The following is a 1,257-nucleotide window of genomic DNA, read 5'->3' on the forward strand; positions in this document are numbered from 1 at the left end:
CGAGCGGCTGCGCCAGGCCCAGGAGGCGGATGCGGCCGCACGCGCGCAGGCGGAAGCCGCGCGCGAGGCCGCCGAGCGTTCGCAGTCGCGCGACGATATCGCCAAGGCCGAGGCGGCGGAGGGGACCGCGGCGACGCGCAAGGCCGAGCTGAACCAGGCCGCGCTCGAACTGGATTCGCACGACAAGCGCATCGCGCTCGACGAGGCCAAGGCCGCGGCGCTGCGGGAGCCGGGACCACAGAACCAGGCGAAGGTCGACACGGCGCAGGCTGCGTACGACGACGCGCAGCAACTGCACACGGTTGCGGTGGCCGACGTCAATGCCAAGCGGGCCGATGAGGCGCTGGCCGCCGCCGACCGCGCGGTGACGGCGCTGGCCCCGCCGGGCAGCGATCCGGCCAGACTGAATGCCGCCGACCAGCAGGCCCTGAACGAGGCGCGCGAAACGGCCGGTGCCGCCCGGCGGCAATCGGACAGCGCCGCCGCGGCGCTCGAAACCGAATGGCGCCGCTACGAGCGCGATGCCGCGCAGCGTGAGCTGGCGAGGACGGGCCGCGAGCTGGAACAGGCCGGTGCGGCGCGCGAGCAAGCCCGCACGGACGGCGATGCCACGGCGCTGCAGCGGGCCGATGACGCCTACGGGGCGGCGCTGGACGCGTGGTGGGTGGCGGACCGGCAGTCTGTCGCGGCGCAGGCATCCTGGGACGCGCAGGTGGCCGCCAACGACCTCGCCGCCAAGGAGGAGCAGCATCGCGTCGACGAGACGCGCGCCAACCAGTGCCTGGCCGAACCGCCCGAGGTCCAGCAGGCCCGGCAGACGCTGGAGCAGCGCAATACGGCTGCGCAAACGGCGCTGAACGAGGCCCAATCGGCCAAGGACGATCATGCCGCGCGCAAGGCGCTGCGCGACCGCGCCGCCGAGATCGATACCGAATACCGCGACGTGCAGACCGGCCTCGAGCAGGCCCGCACCGCCTACGAAGGCGCCACCGGCGCCGATGCCCGCGAGAAGGCGCGCATCGCCTACGCCGACGCCCAGGACCGCATGGCGGCCGCCTGCGGACAGCACGACGCGCTGCAGGCATTGCGCAGTTCGCAGCAGGCGGACGCGGCGCTGGTCGAGGGGCTGCGGGCTCGCGAGAAGGGCGGCGCCGGTGCCCCCGGCGACGGCGCCATCGCCACGCTGCGCGAATCGGCGGGCCAGGCGCGCGCCAACGTGCAGGGGACCGTGGCGAATGCCAACGGCGACGCGACGGA

Annotated in this window: 1 protein-coding gene; it reads left to right on the forward strand. The window is 74.6% G+C overall.

All coding sequences use genetic code 11. From position 1 onward, the window contains the following. A partial coding sequence (locus B551_RS26715; RefSeq protein WP_043441198.1) for a hypothetical protein occupies positions 1 to 1,257 on the forward strand: 1,257 nt, incomplete at both ends.

Origin of the sequence: Cupriavidus sp. HPC(L) (assembly GCF_000307735.3) — a bacterium.
Lineage (GTDB): Bacteria > Pseudomonadota > Gammaproteobacteria > Burkholderiales > Burkholderiaceae > Cupriavidus.